Genomic DNA, 19,735 nt, shown 5'->3' with positions numbered 1-19,735 from the left:
CCATCATATAGGTTAAAGTCTAAACTTAATTATTTAGATAGTTCTTCTTCAGGTAATTCTTAAAAGTATATTTTTTGTACATAATTATTTTCCTCTTTTTATACAAATATATATTGCAATTTACACTACTACGTTAACAAATGGATTAATCAACATACTGATATACCAGCTACCATAAAAAAAGCTGCATCCTGTCCTAAAATCATTTCCAAATCTGAGGATTATTTTGACAACCTAGTTATAAATACCCTTAGTCCTCAAATGGAACTGGACACTTACTCTACTTTATTAAAACTAATAAAAAATGATACAACCATGTCTAATCATATAAAAACCAACTTGATAAACTTATATGATGACAATGAACTTGGAAAATTTCTATCAGACACTTTTCTTTATGCTTTGCAAAAAAATAATAAAAGATCACACAAAAACAATAAAACATCACAAGAAGAAAACGAGGCAAAGTCAATCACCTATTCTTATATAGAAGATAATTTGAACAAGTTAAACGAAATATATAATAAATTTCCATCACCAAAAAAACTAGAACCACCCGCCAGTCTAGAAGACCACGAAGAGACATACGCCCTAGAGCTACTTGCTGCATATGCAGACGAAGAAGGAGTTTTGGAAATTTCAAAAGAGGATTTAAAAAAATACCCAAAATATTATAAAAACTTTCAAAGACAACGCACATACTACTATGCCGCCGTGTCTATTAGACAATTAACAGTAGATATATTTTGTGATGATGAATTTGATATTCTAAAATCAGAAACCCTTGATGCAATTATAGAAACCTATGAAGATGATTACGAAAATGGATTTATACGTTTAAAAGAAGTGCTGAAACATGTTTCACAAATTCAACTTAATGAGTCGAAACTTACTAAAATCCCTGGTTGTCTTAATATTTTTCAAAAGAAAGGTATTTGTCATATGTTAGTAAATGACAAGGAAATAACTTGGTCTGGAAAAAATATATAATATATCAGGTGGATTATGACAGTGGGAATGTGACTCGGTTTACTAAGGATGGTAAGGTTGGTATATATGGACTTTTGCAAGATTTAAAGTAAAACACAAAAATAGCCTGGATGTCCGATGTCCAGGCTACTTCTTCGATATATGAAAAAAAATAATAATGAATCAATGAACAAAGAAATTCTAATTAGGATATTTAAATTATGGACATACTTTTTAGTTTCTATACATATTTTTTATTATTTTTTTTATTAAAATTTATGTGCTATAAATATTAACTATAATCTAGTCATCACATAGTCTTGGTTATTTTAATTGTTTATGCCCAATTGGTTCTATAATATTTTATTTTATAGCAATACTTATATTTATATATGATTTAATAGTTCTAGAACGTAAATTTTTTTATTACCCTTTTATTAGACATTGCATTATCCTTATAAATAAATACATCTTATGTTATGGTTTATCATTTTTATTCTCAACTAGAAGTTTAACAGTTCTCATATTTAAATACATCTCATGTTATGGTTTATCGCAACACTAAGTTTAGTAAAAAGAGAGTACATACAAATTTAAATACATCTCATGTTATGGTTTATCTTCTATAAGTATTACCACTATTACTCGTATATGTAACATTTAAATACATCTCATGTTATGGTTTATCAAGCTTTTGATAAAGTTTCTTTTCTCCTATTTTGATATTTAAATACATCTCATGTTATGGTTTATCTCCTTATACGGTTACTCCAGTCATTATACCTAAGACATTTAAATACATCTCATGTTATGGTTTATCAAAGACTTTCTAAACTCATGACATCCAAACATTATTATTTAAATACATCTCATGTTATGGTTTATCATTACAACAGCGACAAAAATGTTGCAAACATATATAATTTAAATACATCTCATGTTATGGTTTATCAAACTATCTAATATTTTTATAATACCTTTTACAGTAATTTAAATACATCTCATGTTATGGTTTATCTAATTTAAACACTCTTTTATACCTTTGATTCTATTATTTAAATACATCTCATGTTATGGTTTATCCCTTCTATATGTCTATATTCGATAAAGGCTTGGTAGATTTAAATACATCTCATGTTATGGTTTATCAAGAAAATTTGAAAAGATATCAGCAGCATTTAAAGAATTTAAATACATCTCATGTTATGGTTTATCAGAGTTAGGCGAAGTTGTTGTAACTTTTAAAGAATCATTTAAATACATCTCATGTTATGGTTTATCGAAGAAGAAATAAAAGAAGTTTCTGCACAATATAAATTTAAATACATCTCATGTTATGGTTTATCTTACTGCTAGAGAATTATCTAACTATATGCAATACTTATTTAAATACATCTCATGTTATGGTTTATCTAGACGAAAATCCTTCTAATAATAAAGTTGATAATTATTTAAATACATCTCATGTTATGGTTTATCTACATAATAGAAATAATTAATAAGGAGGATTAAAAAATTTAAATACATCTCATGTTATGGTTTATCTGCTAAAAAATATCTTAAAGAACATAATATGGAAAGATTTAAATACATCTCATGTTATGGTTTATCAGATGTTCTGAATATGTATTTTGGTAAAAATGAAACATTTAAATACATCTCATGTTATGGTTTATCTAATATATATTTGAATCCTATGCATAAGCAATTATTATTTAAATACATCTCATGTTATGGTTTATCTAATAAGGCTTTAAAAGAAGTAATGAACCATTTGGAATTTAAATACATCTCATGTTATGGTTTATCAAAAAATCAAGCTATAAACATTTATTCAATAATGAAATTTAAATACATCTCATGTTATGGTTTATCTTAAACATCCTTCAGTCATTCCAAAATGTCTACCAGTATTTAAATACATCTCATGTTATGGTTTATCAACTTATTAAATTCTTAACTATTGTGTCAGTAGCAAATTTAAATACATCTCATGTTATGGTTTATCATTTTCAAATAACATACTTAGAAATTGGAGTTATTAATTTAAATACATCTCATGTTATGGTTTATCAGATAAACGCTTAATATAGAAGATGTTTATTAGCTATTTAAATACATCTCATGTTATGGTTTATCTAATATTATGCAAGATTATATTTATGGAGGAGCATTATTTAAATACATCTCATGTTATGGTTTATCATCATTTAAAGGCAAGAAATACAATCTTGGCAAATAATTTAAATACATCTCATGTTATGGTTTATCAATATTTAATTATGCAACAACTAATATAGTAATGAAATTTAAATACATCTCATGTTATGGTTTATCTCATGTAAAATATGTACTTGAAAATTTGTTAAGCGAATTTAAATACATCTCATGTTATGGTTTATCATAAATAAAACTTGCAAAGTTTTATATGTAAAATTTATTTAAATACATCTCATGTTATGGTTTATCTAACTCATTTAGTATTTTAACATTATTGTAAAACGAATTTAAATACATCTCATGTTATGGTTTATCAGTTCCATTTAGTACTAGACTTCCGTCTTCACTTATTTAAATACATCTCATGTTATGGTTTATCTTATTAATTATTTTATTTTATGACCGTTTATTATGTATTTAAATACATCTCATGTTATGGTTTATCAGATTCGTATGTGACGATTTCATGAAAGAAATTCTATTTAAATACATCTCATGTTATGGTTTATCTTAGAATGGGAAGATATAAAGGAAATGCTTAACTCATTTAAATACATCTCATGTTATGGTTTATCGGTTTTAGTTGTGTATGTAAGATATTGCGTGCCTTAATTTAAATACATCTCATGTTATGGTTTATCATAAACCAAGCTATAAATAGAAACTTGGATGAATTATTTAAATACATCTCATGTTATGGTTTATCGAAGGATATAAAAAACAAATATTAGGAGTGATATTAATTTAAATACATCTCATGTTATGGTTTATCTAATAAAGCGACTGAAACTGGAATTAATATTACAGAATTTAAATACATCTCATGTTATGGTTTATCATATAACCTCTTCTCCAGTCTCATCTTTATACGCTGCATTTAAATACATCTCATGTTATGGTTTATCTTTATCGTATGTTCCAAGATTATATGCCTTTCTTTATTTAAATACATCTCATGTTATGGTTTATCTGACATCATAGGTAAAAAATTTGGTGAATTAACTGTATTTAAATACATCTCATGTTATGGTTTATCAGAAAACTATACAAGCGGAACAAGTTTTATTGATAAATTTAAATACATCTCATGTTATGGTTTATCTATGCATTGATAACTATTGATGCTACTGTTATGAGTATTTAAATACATCTCATGTTATGGTTTATCGATGTAAACATTGCTGCTTACACAATAATTAAGAATATTTAAATACATCTCATGTTATGGTTTATCTGGATTCTTTAGACCAATTGGAGTAAATAAACTTTGATTTAAATACATCTCATGTTATGGTTTATCCTAGACGATCTTCCTTGTCTTCCCGTAATCATCCAATTTAAATACATCTCATGTTATGGTTTATCCTTTTATCTTATTACTACTTGGCTTAAAGTAATTTATTTAAATACATCTCATGTTATGGTTTATCTAGTATTTGGGACGATGAAAAAGAAGAATATTTATCATTTAAATACATCTCATGTTATGGTTTATCAAATTCAAATTCAGAAGAAAATACAACTTCTAATCAATTTAAATACATCTCATGTTATGGTTTATCATACTATTGAAAGAAGATTCCAAGAATACAGAACTATTTAAATACATCTCATGTTATGGTTTATCGGAGATATAAATGATAGACATCAAGTAGAATGGTCATTTAAATACATCTCATGTTATGGTTTATCTTCCAAATACGAAACAAGTAGATCGTAAACTCTTTCATTTAAATACATCTCATGTTATGGTTTATCCCTTTAGTGTGGTTAATATCATTCTTTCTAAAGAAATTTAAATACATCTCATGTTATGGTTTATCTTTAAATTTTTTAAGGTTGAAAACTTCCTTTAATACATTTAAATACATCTCATGTTATGGTTTATCCAAGTAAAGTTTTTAACTTCAATAACATATATTCCATTTAAATACATCTCATGTTATGGTTTATCTAAAAAAACTGTAAATGGAATAAAACAATTATTAAATTTAAATACATCTCATGTTATGGTTTATCACTTTCTTATTTACTCTAAGTTCATTCATAATATAAATTTAAATACATCTCATGTTATGGTTTATCCTTGAAATTTTAGAAGATATAGAAGTTCCAGAATTATTTAAATACATCTCATGTTATGGTTTATCCTATACAGCGTTTAGGATACTTTGTTTTTATATCATATTTAAATACATCTCATGTTATGGTTTATCTAATTCTTGATTTCTAATATCATATAAACCCTTAATATTTAAATACATCTCATGTTATGGTTTATCTTGTATATATTAACAGTGAATGATTTTTAAAAATAAAATTTAAATACATCTCATGTTATGGTTTATCGTTAGAAGAAAATGGAAATAGACTGAATATAAGTGGATTTAAATACATCTCATGTTATGGTTTATCATAAAACTTAAAATTAATTAAAGTATAAACTATCAAATTTAAATACATCTCATGTTATGGTTTATCATTAGCCGTCCACGGGTTCTTTAACACAATATTGCTAATTTAAATACATCTCATGTTATGGTTTATCCTATACAGCGTTTAGGATACTTTGTTTTTATATCATATTTAAATACATCTCATGTTATGGTTTATCCTATGTAATTTCAATATTATTACAGATTATAATATTAGTCAACACATTCAAATCACTTATTTTTCATACTAATTTACCAAGTGAATATATCCTTTTTTAACATATACTATAAATACATACATAAGCCTTTGTATAACTAGCTTTACAAACTACGATCTTTTTTATCGCCTGGTAAACTATATTATCAAATCACTTCCCGCTTTATTTTGAGATTTCCCAAGTATTTCTTCTCCAAACACATTGTCATTTATTAACTTAATTATACAAATAAAATCTTCTTCTTTATCTATCACCTTATTTAACTCTTTTTTAAAAACTATCATATTGGACGGAGTTATTTCGCCTCTAAAAACTGATTTTTGGAAATGGTATAAATATTTTTTACAAACCTTAAAAACTTTATTAACTCTTTTTTCTCCTACGTCATAGAAAACAAGTGCATAATTATAATTCATATTTTTACTCATATCAAATTTTCTCCTTTATACTAAAAGGTACAAACTCTTTGTCCTCCATAATATATTTTATAAGTTTATAGCAATCAAGTTTTATAGCCGTTCTATATGAGACTTTTCTCTTTAACCTTTCATGAACAAATACAGATTCCATTCTTTCCTCAAAAGCAGTGATAAAAATATTTCTACCTTCTTCATTTAAAAGACAATAATTCACCTTTTTATCAAAGTGTTTAGATACTTGTATTTTCTTATTATTAACTAAATCAAATATTGTCCTATAAACTAAAACCGGCTTAAATACTTCACTAATATCTAGGCTTAAAGAAAATCTTCCTTCTGATGGCTCATGTAAATAACTTATCCTTTGATCTAAATGGGTTCTATATATTGAAGATATGGTTTTGGTATACAGTAAACTATTTCCGAATGAAACTAAAGCATTAATTGGATTATCAGGTGGTCTTTTTACTCTTTTGTTCATTACAAAATCTTCTGGTAAAAAGTTTTTAAATTGTCTATAAAACTTTTCCCATAGCTCACCTTCTACACACATTAATACTTTAATGTTTTTGCTATTTTCAACTCTATCAAAAAAACTTTCTTTTATCCAATCTATAGTTGTTTTAACTTCTTTTTTACCATGTTTATAATAATGATAAAGTACTTCTCTTATATTAATTCCAATTCCTTTAACAATGGATTTTGCCACTTCTAATCTATTATTCTCAAATTTATTTACTTGCTTCACTAATAATCTACCACTGTTATATTGATTTTTAGGATAATAAGTTCCACTATATCCCTCATAGTAATTAAAAAAATGTACTATTATATTATTTCGTGCTAAAAAATCTAACAACTTGGTATTTATGCTTACCTCGTTTAAACAATATATTTCCTTAGTATTCTCCACAGGTATATATACATTTTTTCCATCTTTTCTAAAACACAATGAATTATCTTTTCTTGTCAATTCTCCCATTGATGTTATATATCTTGTACTTCCCATATTTCCTCCTATATATAACAATATTCATAATACGCACATTTTTTACATTTTGGTTTATTTAAAGTATCAGGTATAATATCTGAATCTATCAATTGTTCTATATCTTGTGTATGTTTATTCAACTCTTTTTCTGTATCTTCACTTAGTTCTAAATACAGTACTTTTTTATCTGTTTTATTTTTTTCTATAAATTCTAGCTTACCTTTTCTACATATGCCTTTATCCTTTAATACTTTTAAATAAAATAATAACTGCCACTTTGCAGCATTTACATCTGCATCTGACTTTTTGATTTCTGTAAGATATTCTGAAGAAAGTTTGTCCAACTTTATATTATCTATTGATATTTCTGTGTTTTTTCCATCTTCTGCTTTACTTTCATGTATTGCTTTGCCTATTTTAACTATTTCACTATTATCTTCTAAGTTAAGTCTATTTCCATGAAGGTAGCATTGTCTTTTACAATGAAAATAGTAATTAATCAAAGTTCCATTTACTTTCACTATATAAAATCTCCTATTCCAGTAGTTAATTTTTCTTTATCTACTTTTCCATCTTTAAAGTACTTTTCACCTTCTTCTATAAAATATAAGTCACCTATTCTGTCATTATACGGTATATCTGACTTCTTTACTTGATATAGAAAATAATTAAGCAAACTTCTAGCCTGAGATAATTTAACTTCTTTTTCTGCATACTTTAACTTTTTATCTACCAATAGTTTTTTATAGTTTTGCCAAATTTCATTTCCATCTAAAATTAAACCTTCTTCCGTTTCTATTGTTTTTGATAAATATACAGACATACTCCACATATCCTCTGTAATAAGTTCCATTCTAGATTTTATCTTATCAAACTTCAAACCACCAACATCCTTTGAAAAAAACTCATCTAAGTTAAATTCACTTAGTGATTCATTATAATAAGTTTTCAAAGCGTTCAATACAGGTAAATAATACTCTTTAAAATTTTTATTTACTAATATTTTCTTCATAGTATCATTTTCTAATGTAAATTCTTTATTCATTCTAAAATCACTTTTATAAATAAAATCTGCTTTATCTAAATTAAAAAAATATACAATACCTGATTTTTTACATGAACGATTTATTCTTCCCATAAATTGTTCTTCACTATCTAACTTTGATATATCTTTATATCCTATATCCATATCTATATCTACTCCAGCTTCTACCACCTGAGTAGCAACTAATATAATATCCTCACTTGTATCAACAATATTAAGTATCCTTTGTCTCTCAATAGAGTTGTCATCACCAGTTATTAACTCTATATTTGATTTAATTTCTGCGTCATCTTTTAACTTATTATAAAAATCATAAGCACTTTGTTTCTTTATAAATTCAACTATTATTTTATTCTTACTAAAACTCTTACTTTTCACATGATTATATAATTCTTCAATATCTTTATCCATTAAATCATATTTAACCTCTACTCTATTTTTAAATAAAGGATGATTAAAATATTTATCCCTATCTACTATTAATTTAGCTGTTCCTTCAACTTCACTTGTAAGATAATTTAAGTTTGGCAGTGTTGCAGACATTATTATTACTTTTATATTTAAAACCTTAGCAAATGCTTTTAAAAAATTAATTATTTCTGACCATATAGTATTTTTATAACTTTGTATTTCGTCTAACACAATTACACTATTAGATAGTTGATAAAAAGCAAATGAAGATTCTTTACTATTATTAAACATGGTATTAAACAAACTTACGTGAGTTGTAAGAATCATTGGATAGTTTAAAAATTGCCTATTTAATAATGCTTTGGCATAATATTTATAATCAAGTTCTTCAGTTGATTCTTCCATTTTGGCTGTGTTTTTTTCTGTTTTTATTGGATTTATGGAGTTTACTACTGCTATGTTTTCAAGTATATCTTTATTTGAGACAAATATACCTCTCATAGTTTTTATATTTTGTTCTATTAGTGTGTTATATGGATAGATATAATATATTTTATTTATCGACTTATTATCTTCTAACAACTTAAAACTTAGATTTAAAGATACATTACTTTTTCCACTTCCAGTAGGTGCTTCTAAGAAATATATATTACTATCTAAGTTTTTTATAAGCTCCTTTTCAGCATCTAGAAACATCTCTGTTCTTAGAATATTTATGTTACTCTCATTTATAATATTTTTTTCTTTATTATATTCTTGTTCTTCATACTGCCTTATGCTCTTATAAATTTTACCTTCCTTATAAATATCATAAAATTTAGCTATATCGTTTATTTCGCCAAACTCGTTCAATTCCAAATCATTCATAAATTCTGTGGTAGCATAAAAATCACAAGCTACTAGTATTGAAAATAGTAGTTTTACATAAGTGTATATATAAATACTTTCTTCTTTTTTATTTTTTTTTAACTGTTTTCTAACATTAGAGGATTTTACTTTCATTTTTTTAAATAGCATACTTACTTTTTTAATATATACTGCTTTGTAATTTTCATTTTCCAATGAATCTATTACATTACTTGCTCCATTATAATTTTCATCAAATGAATCTATAAATTCACTAAATCCACTTAAATCACCATGATGTCTTGAAATTATATAAGCATTTAAAAATAATATATGAGATAACTTTTTAAAGGCTACTTTATCCACGTCTTTATATTTTTCTATTTCTTCAATAAAATAGTCTATGTAAAATACAGATGAAATAATTGAATGTTTACTTCCTAATCCTTCAAAAATATCTTTATTCATTATTTTGTTATTCATCTTATCACATTGAAATCTCGGATTTATTTTACCTATATCATGGAAATTAATAGTATTTATTATCATCTTTCTAAATAATAGTCTTGCCGATTCTTCTAATTCACTTAGATATAATTTTTCAAATTTTTTAAATATATTTCCTAATTTTTTTGCATCTTCTAATTTCAAAAAATATTTGTTGCATCTGTCTATATGCTCTTGCAATGTTTCAATTCTATCTGAATCTATATGCGCATAAAAATTAATATCTTTTTTTATTAGTGTATTAATATTTATTAAATCTTCTTTCTTAAAGTAATTCATAAATTCCTCCTATAAATAAGGAAGGGTTTCCCCTCCCTATTAAAAGAATGCTATATTTTTTTCATTTATCTTATATAAATCACTAGCAGTAATTGAATCTATACGCATATTGCTGAATACAAAACTCTTTAACTCATACATATTAGTATTTTCATTTAACGCTACTGGCAATCGTTCACTGTACTTAAATAAATCTTCTTCCTCATCATCTTCCATATCAAATTCTATATACTTTTTAGGGCATAATGAGTGTACTTTATTAATGTTTTTGTACGAAATATTTTCTATATCGTGTACTTCTATCTCACTTATATTAGCATAATGATCGTTTTTGCCTAGATAAGGTTGATAAATAGTTTTATAGTTAGTTATATAATCACACAGTTTATCCGCTTCTTCGTTATCTAATATCACATATATATTCCACTGTGGATTTTCTAACCATTGCTCTTTTACTATTAAATTACATAAGTTTTTATCTTTATCTTTGTTGTAATCTCCTATTGAATTGTTAAAAAACTGTACTTTCTTAGAAATATATGCTTTTTCATTTAAGGGTTCTACAGATATTTTTAATCCCTTTAATTTGGTATAAAACTCAGGATATGATTCTTTATAACCTTTTATATTATCTAACATATATCTGTGTTGATTGTAGCCACTATATCCAAGTATTGCTCCAAACATTCCTAGCAGTGCAACTTTATGTATATTTCCATATGTGAAATAATAATATGAATTAACTTCTGGCTTTTTAAAAAATGCTGTTTTCCCTGATAATTTAAATTTTAAAGCCTTCATAGTTTATACCTCTTTTTGTGTAAATATATTTATTTTTTTAGCTCCTTCTATTTCACTTTCTATATTAGTTGTGTAAGGATTATAATAAATTTCTATATTGTTTATTTTATCTTTTAATGAATTCAATAAATCTGAGCAGTTGATTTTTATTGTATTTTTTTCTTCTCCCTTTTCAAATCTTATAAATTCAGATAAATTAGGTAAATATAAATTTTCCTCAGTCTCTACAAATAGTGCAAATTCATTATCACATCCAACTTTTGCATTTGTAGCAAATGAAGTAGCTGATACTAGTGCTGCTTCCTTAAATTTAGCATAATCTTCTCTCGTATATCCTTTTGTTACTCCAAACTCACTATACTCTTTGTATGCTAGAGGATTTATTGTAAATGGATAGAAATAATGAGCTTCATTACTTACTATTTTTGTTCCTAAAGTTGAATTTTTCGCTTCTTCTGAATCTTCTTTTGCATTATCTTTTGATCCATCTCTAAACGGAGATAGTATCTGTTGTTCTTCAGGACTTGTTCCTTCATATTTATTGAAACCTTGTCCTATTTGTACTGCACCTGTAATAGATATATTCTTTCCTGCCTCTGCAAATGTGGCACCAAAATTTTTCACATCTAATGCACTAAACAGATTCTTTAAAACTACTTTACTATCTTTACACTTTTTTAAATCGTCTACATCAAACAAATATTCATATCTTTCTTTTAAAGAACGTGGTACCAATGAAGTTTCTCCTTTATTTTCGGATAACTTCATTGATTTAATATATAATACTTTTTCTCCTTGATTTTCCCACATTTTTTTCATAGGATATTTTAGTGCCTTATCACTACCAAACGTATCTCCATCTGATGTAGTTTTAGGATATCCAGTAAAGTCTGCATTCCAATTTGCCATTTTAGACACTATTCCCATCACTCCGTAAACTCTCATTTTCATTAGTTTTCCTCCTTCTTACTTTCATAAATTAAATTACTATGTAAATATCCTGCTATTATCATATCTTGATTTACTTTTCCTTGCGGTTCATATGATACTATCATTGCATATATATTTTTAACTCTTTTTCCATGCATATCTATATCATAATTATATCTTTTGTATAAATTTCTTAATTTTTCTTTTATAACTTTACTATTTTTTGCGTTAATAAATGGGTTTGCCAATGAATGTGGTTTATTTTTACCCTTACTTTTTGATAGTAAATAATTTATGAATTGTCCTATTGAAAAATAATATTCTTCATCAGATGTAAAAGAAGTTGTTTCTATACAGTTTATCTTTGCTCTAAGACTATTTTTTAGCTCTAATACAGTATCTCCCATATCTTTACCCCCTTTAAAATAACTTGTTAGTGCTAGTTTTAAATTAAATTGATGTGCTGCTTTTGATAAATGTCCATTTTTAATAGAGTTCTTTATTAAATCTAAAGAAACTTTATTTAAAAGTGAATAAATTCCATTTTCGTTCCCTTTATATATCCAGTTAAATATGGCTTCTCTTGACAATAACAGGTTTCTTTTTATAACAGTGTCTTTAAGTGATATATCTTTAACTTCTGTATAGTAATTATTCATTAAATATTTAGAAAAAAATATATTATCTATTATAAGCTGTAAATCTTTTTTATTTTTACAAATTCCATATGGTATATCTGTTTTTGTTTTATCTTTTAGATTTAATATATCCTTAAAGTAAATTTGCTTATTTAGCTTGTATTTATAGGATGTTACTAAATCATAAGAATGTATTTCAAGCTCTGTTCCTCTCTTTATTCTAATATACATTCCTTTAAAATCTGATTCTAGTAACTCGCCATTCTTACAAGACCTAATACCATCTTCATTCAAATATATATTTAGATTATTTTTAATAGCATTGTTCATTAAATACTCAAAAAATTTTTTTTGTATTAAAACTTCCTTATTATCTACTAAATATGGAACTTTGACTTTTCTTGATTTATTTTCTAAGTAAGGTTTGTTGTCATTTAAATTCATATTATTACTAGGTACACCATATAATACTTCTCCTATTTTTTCATTGAAATCATTTTTATTATAAATATTAGGTATTAAATATCTTTTGCCTTCGGTTTTGTATTTTTCTATAGGTACTTTAATAAATATCTTCAAATAGTCTTTTCCCGAAATGTTAATTCCAATATTTTCGAAATTAAATATGTTATTTTTTATCCATTCTTTAACCTTTTCTAATAACTCTTGATCTATTTCTTCTAATTGAGATTCTACTTCTTTATAAATTTCTTTTGCTTTAGATTTAGTATATTTTAAATATGGATTAGATAATATTTTATAATAGTTATCAATTATCTCTTCTGTTAACTTTCCATTATTTAAACTTTCTTTCTTTATAATAAATGACAGATAATTATTGCCTTGTATAATCTTTTTACTGTCCATAGGTTTATTCATATCTATCAGTTTACTGTTATAATCGTAGTTGCAAATATCATTAAAATATATATTACTTCTTCCTTCAATTTCACTAGTTTTTTTATTAAACTTAATATCTACTATGTCCTTATCATCTAATTTTAATTTTCCATCCTCCAATGTCAGTAAAATATATTTGCCGTCAGCAGGTATGTAGTTATCAACTATCAGCTTATCTCCATGTTTTTCATATTCTTTTTTAAATATTTCTATACAATCTTGTAGCATTTTTTCACCCCCTTACATCCATTTAAAATTTACAAATCCTGCCCCCCTAGAATTAATTTCTAAAATACCTGTTCCAAGTGCCATATAGGCTAAGTCTTGAGATATTTTGTCATTTGATATATTTAAAGCTATTTTGTCTCCTAATAACTTTATGTCTTTAATATTTATTGAACATGGTTTTTTATTTTTAAATTCTAATGATGTATATAATTCAACATTTTCATCAATCTTTGTACCATTTATGTGATTATATTTTTTTATAAGATTCTCTATTAATCTTCTTTCAAAATCTTTTAGTGATAGATTCTGTTTCCAGTAACCTGACTCATCTTTAATTATCACAGGGGTTATTGAATATATGGTTTCTATAAATTTTTTAGGAATTATTCTCATTTCAGTGGTTAAGCACTTTATAGTATTGTTATATTCATTTGATAACATTTTTTGAAAGTATTTTGCTAATTTTTCATTAATAGTCCTAACAGTAAATGTATATATTCCTCCAGCTTTATATATTTTATCTCTAGGTATTGGATATAAGGAATCAAAACAATAATTTTTAAATTCATTTTTTTTATGAAACTCTAACCACTTTTCATCTTTAGACAGTGCACTATCAATTATTTTACATATTTGACCTTGGGCATTATCTGACGGCAAAGGTTTCATAGTAAATACTTTCGTTCTTATTTCATATACTTCCATAGCTTTCCTCCTTTTAAGTTTTCACACCACGTGTTGTAGTTTAGTAAAATTTATATAGCGTAATTTAACTCTATATAAAATTTAAATACAGTTATATGTTTTTAGATACATATACATTAAGGTTTAATTATTTATATATTATTTTAGCTTGTTCAATACTATTTTTTCATTTATTTAGAGATAAATGAACTAACTATTGCGTATAAAGTATAATTCGCTAATTTGATCTATATTCCTTTATAAATTTATAAAAAAATATATTTAATTTGAATTTTGTAATATTTTTGCGTATTTCATATACATAATGAAGTGCATATGTAATGATTACAAGTTATTCTTCTAAAAGTCTATATATACTTTCCAATGTATTTTATTATTTTTTATTAAAATTTTTACTAAACAGCATCCTTTTATTATTTAGTTTATTACAATAGGAAGTTAAGAATCTTAAACTTTTGTTAGAATATATTACCCTTATACCAATATATTCTAATTAATGTTACAATTTAAAGATATGGATGGGTAGATATAATGGGAAATATCCAGATAAATAATAAGATATAGATAAAGAGGTAATTGTTAGGGGGATTAGAATGAAAAAAATAAAGATAATTAGTATTGTAGCTTTAATTTTAAGTACAATTTCTATGATTTTGGGTATTGGAGTAGCATGTTATTATATTGATGATTTGCGTATTAGAGTAATATCTACAGCTCTTTTAATTACATCAAATGTATTTGTATCCAATCTTGTTGGATTGATATTTAGAGAGTTAAAGAAAAATCAATCTTAGGGAAGTAAATTTATTAACTAAATCTTTATAATATAAAAAAAGCATGTATTCCCAACAAAAATACATGCTTTCAATTATGACTATTTATTTTTCATCAAACATCCTACACAGCCCTTTTATTATCTTCCAATCTATTTCAATATTATAAAAATTATCCAGCAAATGTTACATAAGTTACTTTGCCGTTTATAGTGCGAAAGAAAAGTGCTTCTGAGTTCATGTTTTGTCCATTGTCATTAAAATACTCTATTTGTTTATCTCGATTGCCAACCCAATCAACTCCTAGATCTACATTGTCAGAAAGTTTGAAAATTCTCTTTTGGTCTTTTAGATGTTTGATGTCTGAACTTCCTTGTGAATTACAATCAAGGGAACCCCATACAATTAAGTTGTTATTCTCTATTTTTAATTTATATACCCATGCTCCTTTAGGTTTAGATGAAGAATCAATATTGTTTTTGCTAAGAGATATGGCATTGTATTCTTTTGTTCCTTCTTGTCCGGATTCTTCTAATAATGCCTTTTCTTCACTTCTCTTTACTGATTCATCTAATTGTTTCATGATTTCTTCCTCGGACATATCTTCTTCTTTTTTCACATTTTTGTCTTCAGTAATATCCTTACCTTTAAAGAATACTTGTTTATCAGAACCATCTATTTTAATTTTGTATATTGTATTAAAATTTTCATCCTTTATTTGATAATAAATCCAACCATCAATAATGTTTATATTTACTGCATTGTCGTGGCATATTAATTGATTATCAGAACCATTAGTTTTTATCTTACACAAACTAGGCTTATCATTGTAATCTCCGTTGTAATAAATCCAATCATCAACAATATTGAGATTTCTAATATTACCCTTTAAAAGTAGCTCATTGTCTGTTCCATCAATACTCATTTTATACAAAGATTTGTCTTTATAGTTTACATAATAAATCCAGTTTCCATCTACAATCATGTAGTCAGTTCTTTCAGAAAGAATTTTTTGTTTGTTAGAACCATCAGTTTTCATTTTGAAAATACCATTATTATTTTCCTTATCTTTATCAAAAAAATAAATCCAATCATCTATTATATTTATGGTATAACCTGCAGCTCCATTCCTTGTGTCTAATTTTTCTTTACCCGAACCATCGGTTTTCATTTTATACTCACTACCATAATAAATCCAATCTCCTTCTACAGCTACTATTCCTTCATTAGCAAGATTTCCGTTAGTATTTCCAAGTGTATTTACTATTTTATTATTAGTAGTACCTCCTAAGGCATTTATCCTCTTTTCTTGATTTTTTACACTACATCCGGTGCATCCAGTTGCAATAATAGCAACCATTATTAATGATAACAACCATCTCTTATTCTTCATTATTATTTCCCCTTTTATTCTGATTACATAATTTGATTTGTCACGTAAGAATTATTAAAATATTAAAATACATGTAAGTCTCCTCAATAGCTCCTAATAAATTCTACAACTAGTATTATAACAATCTCAACAAGTAACATTCTACCTATTCATTTATTTATATATATTTCTGTTTTTGCAAGATTTAAAGTAAAACACAAAAATAGCCTGGATGTCCGCTTTCCAGGCTATCTCTGACATATATGCAAAAAAAATAATAATAATAAATCAATGAATAAAAAAATTTTAATTATGATATTTAAATTATGGACATACTTTTTAGTTTCTATACATATTTTTTATAATTTTTTTATGTAAATTCATCCTTATTCATATCATAATAATCTCAGCTCTAAAAAAGGCATATCATTTTTGATATGCCTTTTAACAAATAAATAATTTATTTCAATAATTATTTAAATTGCTACCATTTTACAATTGTGGTCTTCATTTTACTTAGCTTTTATATATTTAATACTACTATATGAGCTATAAACTTTCTTGCCATTTACTGTTCTATAAGCCCTTATTTTATAATAATATACTTTTTTACTAGTTAAACCTCTATTTGTATAAGAAGTTGTAGAACCACGACTTACAGATTTTACTTTTGAGTAAGTTGCAGATTTACTATTTGATCTGTATATCTCATATCCACTTGCTCCTGATATCTTCTTCCATTTTACAGTAGCTTTTTTAGAACCTTTACTTAAAGTTACACTAGGCGTAAAAAGCTTTGGTGATGATGATACTACTTGTGAAAAATTGCCGTATTGTTTTTTGCCGTCTACTACTTTATAAGCTCTAACTTTATAGTAATATGTTTTTCCTGTTGTTAATCCTGTATTACTATAACTTAACGTACTTCCACTTTTTACCGTTTTCTTTAATGAATATTTTCCAGTTTTGCTTGTTGCTCTATATACTTCATATCCACTTGTTCCTGACACTTTGCTCCATGTAACTTTATTACTATTATATGCTGCTGATGCAGATTTTGCAGTTGTTGATGATAACTTTGGTGATGATGATACTACTTGTGAAAAATCACCGTATTGTTTTTCACCGTCTACTACTTTGTAAGCTCTAACTTTATAGTAATATGTTTTTCCTGTTGTCAGCCCTGTATTACTATAACTTAACGTACTTCCACTTGTTACTGTTTTATTTAATGAATATGCCCCATTCTTACTTGTTGCTCTATATATCTCATATCCATCAACATTATCAACTTTTGACCAAGTTATATTATTTGAACTATAACTTTTTGATTTAGCTTCTACATTTGATACTACTTCTATTTTTGATACTGTTACCTTTATTTCTTTTCTTACTTTATTTCCATCACCATCTGTTACTTCATATACTACTTTGTATATTCCTACTTTTGTTGTATCTACTGTATTCTCTATTACTTTTATCTTTGATGTTGTATCTCCATCTTCTTTGTCACTTGATGATACCTTTTTTAGTGCATCAAATTTGTCTCCTACTTTTAGTTCTGCATCACTTGCTATAATTACTGGTTTATCGTTACTTCTTACTGTTACCTTTATTTCTTTAGTTATTTTATTTCCGTCACTATCTGTTACTTCGTATACTACTTTGTATATTCCTGCTTTTGTTGTGTCTACTGTATTTTCTATTATTTTTATCTTTGATGTTATATCTCCATCTTCCTTGTCACTTGCTGCCACATTTTTTAGTGGATCAAATTTATCTCCTACTTTTAGTTCTACATCACTCGCACTTATTATTGGTTTATCGTTGCTTTTTACCGTTACCTTTATTTCTTTCGTAATAGCATTTCCATCACTATCTGCTACTTCATATACTACCTTGTATATTCCTATTTTTGATGGATCTACTGTATTTTCTTTTACACTTACTTTGCTTGTTATATCTCCATCTTCCTTGTCACTTGCTGTTACATCTTTTTGTGGATCAAATTTATCTCCGATTTTTATTGTTACATCACTGGCACTTATTATTGGTTTGTCGTTACTTCTTACTGTTATCTTTATTATTTTTGTGGCACTTGTTCCTTGGCTGTCTGTTACTTTGTAGACTACTTTATATTCTCCTACTTTTGTTGTATCTACTGTATTTTCTATTACTTTTATCTTTGATGTTATATCTCCATCTTCTTTGTCTGTAGCCTTAACATATTCCAATGGATTAATTTCGTCTCCAACCTTAAACGTTAAATCTTCTACTTGGATTTTAGGTATACTATTGATGCTTCCATCAGGCAATTTTGTACATTGCTCTACATCAAATGTTTTTTCTATTGTGTTTCCAAATACAGTTCTAAATGATAATGTTATTTTATCTACATTACCTACATAAAGATCATTAATAATAAACTTACCTTGAGTTGAAGTATCTATTTTAGTGTCATTTATATATAAATCAACTACATCTGGAATAACTCCTTTTATATTCAAATATCCATCTACTACATTAATAGGATTATCATCTATTCTAACTGGAATATCAGTTACAGGATAAGTTGTGCAACTTATACTGTTAATGGAATTACTTCCTGATAATACAATTGTTCCGTTATGGTATGAAGAAACATAACCATAATGCATTTCTCTTCCTTTGATAGCTTTTGCATTGATACTATTTGCCTTTAATACTCCTAAAACATATATATTTCCATTAACTGTTACATTATTAAATGTAACTACTGCTTCTGGTCCTATATATACATCTCCTTGTATTGTTTTATCGCTTACTGTTACATTTTTTTTATAGTAAGTAACATTTTCTAGTGGAGATATACCCGTGTATCTTTCATCATCATATACATTAAAATCACCCTTTGATAAGTCTTTACTATCTCCATTTTGATGCAGTTCATCGTTATAAATTTCCTTTGAATATCCATTTGAATCTTTCAAATAAAAGTATTCTATCTTCCATACTCCTGATTCACTTTTATCATTTACCTCATAACTACCTTCATATCTATCTGTTTCA

12 protein-coding genes and 1 CRISPR repeat array are annotated in these 19,735 nt (G+C 25.9%); of the genes, 2 read left to right on the top strand and 10 right to left on the bottom strand.

The window, feature by feature from the left end:
- Positions 1-261: 261 nt before the first annotated feature.
- Positions 262-990: an ABC-three component system protein gene (locus K0040_RS17920; protein WP_228110093.1), complete on the top strand. Its 729-nt coding sequence runs from the start codon at positions 262-264 to the stop codon at positions 988-990.
- A gap of 438 nt (positions 991-1,428) precedes the next feature.
- Positions 1,429-5,803: a CRISPR direct-repeat array (repeat unit 30 nt; unit sequence ATTTAAATACATCTCATGTTATGGTTTATC).
- A gap of 176 nt (positions 5,804-5,979) precedes the next feature.
- On the opposite strand, the gene cas2 is transcribed toward K0040_RS17920, so the two are convergent.
- Genes cas2 through cas6 form a run of 8 tightly spaced genes read right to left on the bottom strand, consistent with a single transcriptional unit; the run spans position 5,980 to position 14,542 of the window.
- On the bottom strand, positions 5,980-6,270 hold the full coding sequence (cas2, locus tag K0040_RS17915) for a CRISPR-associated endonuclease Cas2 (protein ID WP_228110092.1): 291 nt from the start codon (positions 6,268-6,270) through the stop codon (positions 5,980-5,982).
- 1 nt (position 6,271) lies between these two features.
- Entirely contained in the window at positions 6,272-7,270 is a 999-nt protein-coding gene (cas1b, locus tag K0040_RS17910; RefSeq protein WP_228110091.1) for a type I-B CRISPR-associated endonuclease Cas1b, read from the bottom strand.
- Positions 7,271-7,278: 8 nt separating this feature from the next.
- On the bottom strand, positions 7,279-7,773 hold the full coding sequence (cas4, locus tag K0040_RS17905; RefSeq protein ID WP_228110090.1) for a CRISPR-associated protein Cas4: 495 nt from the start codon (positions 7,771-7,773) through the stop codon (positions 7,279-7,281).
- Positions 7,773-10,340, bottom strand: coding sequence for a CRISPR-associated helicase Cas3' (gene cas3, locus K0040_RS17900; RefSeq protein WP_228110089.1), 2,568 nt, complete (start codon positions 10,338-10,340; stop codon positions 7,773-7,775). The genes cas4 and cas3 overlap by 1 nt, the downstream gene beginning before the upstream one ends.
- A 39-nt stretch (positions 10,341-10,379) precedes the next feature.
- Complete coding sequence (gene cas5b, locus K0040_RS17895; RefSeq protein ID WP_228110088.1) at positions 10,380-11,141, bottom strand: type I-B CRISPR-associated protein Cas5b; 762 nt, start codon at positions 11,139-11,141, stop codon at positions 10,380-10,382.
- 3 nt (positions 11,142-11,144) lie between these two features.
- Positions 11,145-12,092 (bottom strand): type I CRISPR-associated protein Cas7, encoded by a 948-nt coding sequence (locus K0040_RS17890; RefSeq protein ID WP_228110087.1) that lies wholly within the window; start codon positions 12,090-12,092, stop codon positions 11,145-11,147.
- Positions 12,092-13,837, bottom strand: coding sequence for a type I-B CRISPR-associated protein Cas8b/Csh1 (locus K0040_RS17885; RefSeq protein WP_228110086.1), 1,746 nt, complete (start codon positions 13,835-13,837; stop codon positions 12,092-12,094). The genes K0040_RS17890 and K0040_RS17885 overlap by 1 nt, the downstream gene beginning before the upstream one ends.
- Positions 13,838-13,849: 12 nt before the next feature.
- The gene (gene cas6 / locus K0040_RS17880; protein ID WP_228110085.1) at positions 13,850-14,542 is read right to left on the bottom strand and encodes a CRISPR-associated endoribonuclease Cas6; all 693 of its coding nucleotides are present in this window, start codon (positions 14,540-14,542) and stop codon (positions 13,850-13,852) included.
- 593 nt (positions 14,543-15,135) lie between these two features.
- Between cas6 and K0040_RS17875 the strand changes: the two genes are divergently transcribed.
- A complete protein-coding gene (locus K0040_RS17875) occupies positions 15,136-15,336 on the top strand; it encodes a hypothetical protein (protein WP_228110084.1) in 201 nt (66 codons plus the stop codon).
- A 151-nt stretch (positions 15,337-15,487) separates the two neighbouring features.
- On the opposite strand, the gene K0040_RS17870 is transcribed toward K0040_RS17875, so the two are convergent.
- Both K0040_RS17870 and K0040_RS17865 read right to left on the bottom strand, forming a co-directional pair.
- Positions 15,488-16,708 (bottom strand): DUF5050 domain-containing protein, encoded by a 1,221-nt coding sequence (locus tag K0040_RS17870; RefSeq protein WP_228110083.1) that lies wholly within the window; start codon positions 16,706-16,708, stop codon positions 15,488-15,490.
- Between the two features lie 491 nt (positions 16,709-17,199).
- The coding region (locus tag K0040_RS17865) for an immunoglobulin-like domain-containing protein (RefSeq protein WP_228110082.1) at positions 17,200-19,735 on the bottom strand (2,536 nt) is incomplete at its 5' end.

Origin of the sequence: Terrisporobacter petrolearius (assembly GCF_020748185.1) — a bacterium.
GTDB lineage: Bacteria > Bacillota > Clostridia > Peptostreptococcales > Peptostreptococcaceae > Terrisporobacter > Terrisporobacter petrolearius.
Note: the sequence above shows the minus strand (reverse complement) of the source record. Positions and strands in the feature narration are given on the sequence as shown.